Annotated in this window: 8 protein-coding genes; 6 read left to right on the top strand and 2 right to left on the bottom strand. The window is 64.9% G+C overall.

Features of this window, described 5'->3' with window-relative positions:
- Positions 1 to 305: 305 nt before the first annotated feature.
- Positions 306 to 1148: an EAL domain-containing protein gene (locus tag FN835_RS12955; RefSeq protein ID WP_142663642.1), complete on the bottom strand. Its 843-nt coding sequence runs from the start codon at positions 1146 to 1148 to the stop codon at positions 306 to 308.
- Between the two features lie 93 nt (positions 1149 to 1241).
- On the opposite strand from FN835_RS12955, the gene FN835_RS12950 reads away from it, so the two are divergent.
- Positions 1242 to 1820, top strand: a complete 579-nt coding sequence (locus tag FN835_RS12950) for a DNA-3-methyladenine glycosylase I (RefSeq protein ID WP_142663641.1) — start codon at positions 1242 to 1244, stop codon at positions 1818 to 1820.
- Here the strand turns inward: FN835_RS12950 and FN835_RS12945 are convergent.
- Entirely contained in the window at positions 1798 to 2340 is a 543-nt protein-coding gene (locus FN835_RS12945) for a TlpA disulfide reductase family protein (protein WP_142663654.1), read from the bottom strand. The two genes, FN835_RS12950 and FN835_RS12945, sit on opposite strands and share 23 nt — an antisense overlap.
- 24 nt (positions 2341 to 2364) lie before the next feature.
- On the opposite strand from FN835_RS12945, the gene argH reads away from it, so the two are divergent.
- From argH to FN835_RS12925, 5 genes are all read left to right on the top strand, one after another.
- Positions 2365 to 3765 (top strand): argininosuccinate lyase, encoded by a 1401-nt coding sequence (gene argH / locus FN835_RS12940; RefSeq protein ID WP_142663640.1) that lies wholly within the window; start codon positions 2365 to 2367, stop codon positions 3763 to 3765.
- A complete protein-coding gene (locus FN835_RS21265; RefSeq protein WP_185958664.1) occupies positions 3762 to 3917 on the top strand; it encodes a hypothetical protein in 156 nt (51 codons plus the stop codon). The genes argH and FN835_RS21265 overlap by 4 nt, the downstream gene beginning before the upstream one ends.
- Positions 3898 to 4173 (top strand): DUF2834 domain-containing protein, encoded by a 276-nt coding sequence (locus tag FN835_RS12935; RefSeq protein ID WP_142663639.1) that lies wholly within the window; start codon positions 3898 to 3900, stop codon positions 4171 to 4173. The genes FN835_RS21265 and FN835_RS12935 overlap by 20 nt, the downstream gene beginning before the upstream one ends.
- The gene (gene lysA, locus FN835_RS12930) at positions 4173 to 5438 is read left to right on the top strand and encodes a diaminopimelate decarboxylase (RefSeq protein ID WP_142663638.1); all 1266 of its coding nucleotides are present in this window, start codon (positions 4173 to 4175) and stop codon (positions 5436 to 5438) included. Before FN835_RS12935 ends, lysA begins: the two co-directional genes overlap by 1 nt.
- Before the next feature lie 85 nt (positions 5439 to 5523).
- Positions 5524 to 8115, top strand: coding sequence for a DUF4175 domain-containing protein (locus FN835_RS12925; RefSeq protein ID WP_342778595.1), 2592 nt, complete (start codon positions 5524 to 5526; stop codon positions 8113 to 8115).

The raw sequence follows: 8115 nt of genomic DNA, 5'->3' as shown, positions 1-8115 counted from the left end.
ATCATGCGCGGGCGTATTGGCAAAGGCCCCAAGGAAGCTACCTACGGGTGTGCGGGCGGCGGATACGATCACTGCTTTGGTCATGTTTGGCTCCTTCCCCTGAGCGCCGGAATACACGGCTTGGGGGAACCGTTGCCGTTTCGGAACGCAACGTCAAGCGCACTTGCCCGGCCATCTTCGCCGGGAAATGCTGCGCCCCGATAGCGCGATCTACCATACCGCAGAGCGGTCGATCGTCCGGATTTTCGCAGCCGCGCAGTCATATCGGGACAAGTGCCTGTTCGGCGGCGCGTCTTTGCGGAAATTCAGGTGCGTTTCGACGACGAATTGGGCGAACGCCATGGCGGCACGATCGTCGGCGCACCGAAATAGAAGCCCTGCAGGCAGTCGATGCCCATATCGATCAGAAAGGCTGCCTCATCCGCCGTTTCGACCGATTTCGCGACCGTGAACATATCGAAATGATGTGCAATGGCCTGCAGCGCGCGGGTCAGCACCTGATTGTCGCGCTGGGTGCAGATTTCACGGATGAACTGCCCCTCGATCTTGATCATGTCGAAACAGAAATCGCGCAGATACCGGAACGAGGTATAGCCCGAGCCGAAATCGTCCAGTGCGAAACTGACGCCCTGCGCCTGCAGTTCCTGCATGAAGCGGCCCACCACCTCGGGCATCCCCATTGCGGAATTTTCTGTGATTTCAAGGATCAGCCGCTCAGGGATGCGCACGTCTTCCCGGATGCCGTCCTGCAGGGTGCGCATCCATGCGGGATAGCCGATGGAACGGGCCGACATGTTGATCGACAGCCGCATCGAGGGTTCTTCGGCCAGCGTTTTCAGACCCAGCGACAGCGCCAGACAGTCGATCTGCCGACCCAGTTCCGTCGCCTCGGCGCCGGGCAGGAAATCGCGCAGCGGCACGATTCGCCCGCTTTCGTCGATGATGCGGATCAGCCCTTCGTAAAAGGCTGGGTGTTCGGGCCTGCTGGACTGCACGACCGGCTGATAGGCCAGCATCGCATCGCCCCGCGACACCGCCCGCCGCACCGTCGCAAGTGTCAGCCGCGCCTGCTGGTCGATGGCGAAATCCAGCGGAGAGCCGGGTTCCTGCGTCGTGTATCCGTGCGTCATATAAATATCATCGGTCATGCCAAGGACTCCTGTCGTCAGCGCAGAGTCTGGCGAATATTGCCTAAGATCGGGTAAAGTTGAGACCCTATCTCGACTTAAGGTTAATCGGACATGACCGTGACACGCTGCACCTGGTGCGGGACCGACCCGCTTTACGTCGCCTATCACGACACGGAATGGGGCGTGCCCGAATACGATTCGCGCAGCCTGTGGGAAAAGCTGGTGCTGGACGGCTTTCAGGCGGGGCTAAGCTGGATTACCATCCTGCGCAAGCGCGACAGCTTCCGCGAGGTGTTCGAAGGTTTCGATCCCCAGCGGGTGGCGAACTGGGGTGAGCCGCAGGTGGCCCAGGCCTTGCAGAATCCCGGTATCATCCGTCATCGCGGCAAGATCGAGGCCGCCGTGACCGGCGCCCGCGCCTATCTTGAGATCGAGGCGCGCGAAGGTTTCTCGCCCTTTATCTGGTCGTTCGTCGGCGGCAAGCCGATCCAGAACCGACGCGCCAGCATGTCCGAAGTTCCGACCCAGACCGCGGAATCGCAGGCCATGGCCAAGGCGCTGAAAAAGCACGGCTTCAAATTCTGCGGCCCGGTCATCACCTATGCCTTCATGCAGGCCTGCGGGCTGGTCAACGATCACATGACGGGCTGCCCCTGTCACGCGCAGGTCAGGGCGCTTTCGCCTGCGTGATCAGTGCCTTGGCCGCGTCTGACGACCAGTCGGCCCCGCCGATCAAGCGCGCGATCTCATTCCCGTCGCGGTCGATCAGGACGGTGACGGGCATTCCCATCACGCCCATCTCGCGCGCCAATGCTTGACGCGGGTCCAGCAGCACGGGCAGGTTGGTGATCTTTTGTTCGGTCAGGAACTTCTTGACGGCGGGCGGTGGGTTATGGCCCGCCGCAATCGCCACCACCGCGAAATCATCCCCGCCCAGATCGGCCTGCAAGCTGTCAAGCGAGGGCATCTCCTCGCGGCAGGGGGCGCACCATGTCGCCCAGAAATTCAGCAGCACCACCTTGCCCTTGTAATCGGCCAGCGAATGCGTGCCGCCATCCGGGTCGGTGAAGGTGGTGGCGGGCACGGGGGTCGGGTCAGTCTGCGAAAGCTTGGCCAAGCCCCCGTCATGCGCGGCCTGCCAGTCGATTTCCCCGGCGAAACCCGTATTTGCACCAAGGACCAGTGCCGTATAAAGAACCAGCGAACGCAGCATTCCAACCCCCAAGGACGTCCCATGACCAAGCAGCCCAGCCCGACCGCCAACCAGATGTGGGGTGGACGTTTCGCCGCCGGGCCGGATGCGATCATGGAGGCGATCAATGCCTCGATCGGGTTCGACCAGCGGCTTTATGCCCAGGACATCCGGGGCAGCCGCGCCCATGCAGCCATGCTGGCGGCACAAGGCATCATCAGCGATAGCGATGCCGAGGCGATCGGGAAAGGGCTGCTCACGGTCTTGTCAGAGATCGAGGCAGGGGATTTCCCATTCCAGACTGCGCTGGAAGACATTCACATGAATGTGGAATCGCGGCTAAAGGACATCATCGGCGAACCGGCGGGCCGGCTGCACACCGCGCGGTCGCGCAACGATCAGGTCGCGACGGATTTCCGGCTGTGGGTGCGCGATCAGGCTGATGCCGCGATCACCGGGCTGGATGCGTTGATCCGCGCGGCGCTGGATCAGGCCGAAAAGGGCGCCGATTGGGTCATGCCCGGCTTTACCCATCTGCAAACCGCGCAGCCGGTGACATGGGGCCACCACATGATGGCCTATGTCGAGATGTTCGGCCGCGATCTGTCGCGTTTTCAGGACGCGCGCAAACGCATGAATGAATCGCCCCTTGGGGCGGCAGCGCTGGCAGGAACCGGGTTCCCGATCGACCGCGAAGCGACGGCAAGGGCGCTGGATTTCGACCGCCCGATGGCCAACAGCCTTGATGCCGTCAGCGACCGCGATTTCGCGCTGGAATTCCTGTCCAGCGCCGCGATCTGCGCCGTCCACCTGTCGCGTCTGGCCGAGGAGCTGGTGATCTGGTCGTCGGCCCAGTTCCGGTTCATCACCATGTCGGACCGCTTCTCGACCGGCTCGTCGATCATGCCGCAAAAGAAGAACCCCGATGCGGCGGAACTGATCCGCGCCAAGATCGGGCGGATTCTGGGCGCGGCGGTGGCGCTGTTCGTGGTGATGAAGGGGCTGCCCTTGGCCTATTCCAAGGACATGCAGGAGGACAAGGAGCAGGTCTTTGACGCCGCCGACAACCTGATGCTGGCACTGGCCGCGATGACCGGGATGCTGTCGGACCTGACGGCGAACAAGGACCGGCTGGAGGCTGCGGCGGGCTCGGGCTTTTCGACCGCGACCGACCTTGCCGACTGGCTGGTGCGCGAAGCCGGTCTGCCCTTCCGCGACGCGCATCACGCGACCGGCGCGCTGGTCGCGATGGCCGAGAAATCGGGCGTCGATCTGCCCGAACTGACGCTGGAACAGATGCAATCGGTCAATCCCGCAATCACCGCGGATGTGTTCGGCGTGCTGGGCGTGCATAACTCGGTCGCGTCGCGCATGTCCTATGGCGGCACGGCACCTGCGCAGGTCCGCGCCCAGATCGCGCGCTGGAGGGAAAAACTGGCATGACGCAATATCTGCTTTTCGCGGGCTTGGCCCTGTTGCTGGCGACCCTTTCGGGTTGCGGCGTCGATGGCGCGCCCACGCGCCCGGCCGACACGCCGCCCCCCGGCGTTCATGTCAGCGGAGAGGCGCGGATCGGTGTCGTCTCCCGGCTTTGATCTGACGCCCCTGCGGCTGGTCTGGCTGGCGCTGGCGCTGATCGGCGCGGGCGTCGGGCTGGCTATCGGGGACGTGCTGTGGCGCGGTGTTTCGGCCTCCGAGATCGTGGCGCAGATCGCGCTGCTGGCATGGTGCCTGATCGAAACCTCCGTGCGCCGCAATTGGGCCGCGCTGCTGACGATCCCCGCGCTGGCGCTGGGGATCGGCTGCGCGCTGCCGCTTTATCTTTTCATCCGCTCTCGCAGGATCGCGTAATGGACCATTTCAACTATGTGGACGGCGTGCTTCATGCCGAGGACGTGCCCCTGACCCGCATCGCGGCCGAGGTGGGCACCCCGGTCTATGTCTATTCGACCGCCACGCTGACCCGGCATTTCCAGCAGTTCCAGCAGGCACTGGCATGGACCGATCATCTGGTCTGCTTTGCGGTGAAGTCGAATTCCAACCTTGCCGTGCTGAAGCTGCTGGGCAATCTGGGCGCGGGGATGGACATCGTTTCGGCGGGCGAATACGCGCGGGCCAAGGCGGCGGGCGTACCGGGCGATCGGATCGTGTTTTCCGGCGTCGGCAAGACCGAGCCCGAGATGCGCATGGCATTGGAAGGCGGCATCCGTCAGTTCAACGTCGAGTCCGAGCCGGAACTGGAATTGCTGTCCAGGGTCGCCTCCTCGATGGGGGTCAGCGCGCCGATCGCGGTGCGGGTGAACCCCGATGTGGACGCCAAGACCCATGAAAAGATCGCGACCGGCAAATCGGAAAACAAGTTTGGCATCCCGATTGCGCGCGCGCGCGATGTCTATGCCCGTGCCGCAAGCCTGCCGGGGATCGAGGTCGTGGGCATCGACATGCATATCGGCAGCCAGCTGACCGATCTGGAGCCTTACCGTCAGGCCTATGCCAAGATGGCCGAGCTGACCCGCGCGCTGCGCGCCGACGGCCATGACATCCGCCGTCTGGATATGGGCGGTGGGCTTGGCATCCCCTATACCCGCGACAACAACGCCCCGCCTTTGCCCATCGAATACGGGCAGGTGATCCGCGATGCCGTGGGCGATCTGGGCTGCGAGATCGAGATCGAGCCGGGGCGCAATATCTCGGGGAATGCGGGGATTTTGCTGTCTTCGGTCATCTATCTGAAAGAGGGCGAGGGGCGGGATTTCCTGATTCTAGACGCCGCGATGAACGACCTGATCCGCCCCGCGATGTATTCCGCGCATCACGACATCGTTCCGGTCGCCGAGGCCGCGCCGGGTGTGGCCGTCGCCCCCTATGACGTGGTCGGCCCGGTCTGCGAAACGGGCGACACGTTCGAGAAGGGCGTGCAACTGCCCGGTCTTTCGGCAGGCGATCTGGTCGCGCTGCGTTCGGCCGGGGCATATGGGGCGGTGATGGCGTCGGAATACAATTCCCGGCCTCTGGTCCCCGAGGTTTTGGTCAACGGTGATCAATTCGCCGTCATCCGCCCGCGACCGACGCTTGAGGAAATGCTGGGACGCGATACCATCCCGGAATGGCTGTGACCGGCTGATCCGTTGCTGCCGGGGGTTTCACACCCCCGGACCCCCGTGGGGTATTTGTAGAACCAAGAAGTCGAAAGGGCGCTGATTGACCGATAGCCCCGATCCCAGAACGGCAAGGCGTGCCGTCGATCTGACCCGCGCAGGGATGTGGTGGGAACAGGTTGCGCTGGCCTATTGGCCGCTGGGCGTGGTCGTGGCGGTGGCCTTTGCGGCGCTGGCATTCGGTGCAGCCGATCTGGTCGATTCTGCTGCGCTGCTGTGGATTTCGGGCTTTGTGGTTCTGGCCGTGGTTGCTGCAGGATGGTGGGGTTTGCGCCGCTTTCGCCGCCCTTCGATCGAAGACGCACGGGCGCGGGTCGATCTGACGCTGCCGGGGCGTCCGCTGTCTGCGTTGCGCGATCAAGTCGCGGTGGGGGCGGGCGACGCGGGGTCCGACGCGCTGTGGCAGGCGCATCTGGCGCATATGCAGGATGCGGCGGCGCGGGCGCGGGCGGTCATTCCTGACGCCCGGTTGCGCTGGCGCGACCCTGTGGGGCTGCGGCTGGTTGGCCTGATCGCCTTGGTCATGGCGTTGATCTTTGCGCCGACGGGCCGTCTGGGGCAGGGGATCGCCGCGCTTGGCGCGACGTTCCGGCCCGCGCCCGAGGCGGTGCCCGTTACCTCGGACGCGCCGTCATGGGAGGGCTGGGCCGAGCCGCCGGGCTATACCCGCCGTCCGACGATCTATCTGAACGCCCTGCCCGAGGGGCAAGCGCTGGACCTGCCGCAGGGCACGAAGCTGAGTTTCCGGCTTTATGGCGAGGGCGGTGCGGTCACGCAAAATATCGGCGCAGCAGTGGCGGGCGATCCTGCCGCGCCGGAGTTCATGGCCGAACGCAGCGGCATGATCCAGGTCGCAGGACGCCAGTTCCCTGTCACCGTCATTCCCGATGCCGCGCCCAGCGTGCAGCCCGTTGTCCAGCCCGACAGGCGTGCCGATGGCCGCCTTGTGCAGCCATTCCGGGCGGCGGACGATAATGGCATCGTATCGGGCAAGGCCCTGATCCAGCTTGACCTTGGGTCGATTGACCGGCGTTTCGGCCTGGAGATCGCGCCCGAACCGCGGGACCAGATCAGCATCGATCTGCCCTTGCCGCCATCGGGGCAGCGCAAGGATATTCGCGGGCAGCTGACCACCGATCTGTCGCGGCACCCTTGGGCGAACCTGCCTGTCACCGTCTCGCTTGAGGTGCGGGACGGGATCGACCAGCAGGGCCGCTCGGAACCTGTGCAGATGGTGCTGCCCGGACGGCGGTTCTTTGATCCGTTGGCCGCGTCCCTGATCGAGCTGCGCCGCGATCTGCTGTGGTCGCGTGAGAATGGTCCGCGCAGTGCCGAGGTGCTGCGCGCGATCAGTTGGCAGCCCGAGGGGGTCATGGACCCCGCCTTGGCAGAAGGCTTGCGCGGTGTGATCGGCACGCTGGAATCCGGCAACCTGACCGAAGAGGCGCGCAACCGTCTGGCGCAGGTCTTGTGGGATGCCGCCGTCCAGCTTGAGGATGGCGGTCTGGCCGATGCGTTGGAGCGGATGCAGCAGGCGCAGGAGCGTCTGTCCGAAGCGATCCGTAATGGTGCCAGCCCCGACGAAATCCAGCGCCTTATGGACGAGCTGTCCGAGGCGACCGATGCCTATGTCGATATGCTGGCCCAGCAAGGGAAAGAGGATCCGTCGCAGAAGTTCGACCGCAGCAAGCAGCAGGGTCAGCAGGTCACGGGCGATCAGATCCAGCAGATGATGGATGAAATACAGCGCCTGATGAACGAAGGCCGCATGGCCGAGGCGCAGGAGCTGCTGGAGCAGTTCAACCGCATGATGCAGAACCTGCGTGTCACCCAGACGCCGGGACAGGGCGGTGAGGGTCGCCCCAGTGATCAATTGGCCGACACTCTGCGCGAACAGCAAAAGCTGGCCGATGAGGCGATGCGCGAATTGCAGGATCAATGGGGCCAGTGGCAGCAACCCGGAGAGCCCGGTCAGGGTCAGCAGGGTGAGGGCCAGCAGGGTGAGGGGCAGGAAGGTCAGGGCCAGCAAGGTCAGGGCCAGCAGGGCCAAGGGCAGCAGGGGCAGGGTCAAAGCGGCCAAAGTCTGGCCGACCGCCAGCGTGCCCTGCGCGAGGATCTGGGCCGGCAGCGCGGGCTGTTGCCCGGACGTGGCACGGAGCAGGGCGATCAGGCCCGCCGCAATCTGGACGATGCCGGACGCGCGATGGAAGAGGCCGAGCAGGCGCTGCGCGACGGCGATCAGGCCGGTGCGATGCAGCGTCAGGCGCAGGCCATTGAAAACATGCGCGAAGGGATGCGCGCGCTTGGGAACATGGCCCGGAATGAAAACCCGAACCAGCAGCAGGGTCAGGACGGCCAGCAACAGCAGCAAGGTCAGGAAGACGGCCCTGCAGGAGAGGGAGAGCGCAGCGGCCCGCGCGGTTTGGCACAGCGCAGCCCCTCGACCGATCCGCTGGGGCGCGATACCGGCGGCAATGGCGGGGCCGAGGGGGCGTTTGATCCCAACGCGACGCGGCCGGGCAACGATGCCGGTCGGGCGCGTGACCTGCAGGACGAGATCCGCCGCCGCAGCGGACAGGCCGAACGGCCCCGCGACGAACGCGACTATCTGGGCCGTCTGCTGGACAATTTCTAA

It is taken from the genome of Paracoccus laeviglucosivorans, from assembly GCF_900182695.1.
Taxonomy (GTDB): domain Bacteria; phylum Pseudomonadota; class Alphaproteobacteria; order Rhodobacterales; family Rhodobacteraceae; genus Paracoccus; species Paracoccus laeviglucosivorans.
This window is presented reverse-complemented; position numbering and strand designations above follow the sequence as displayed.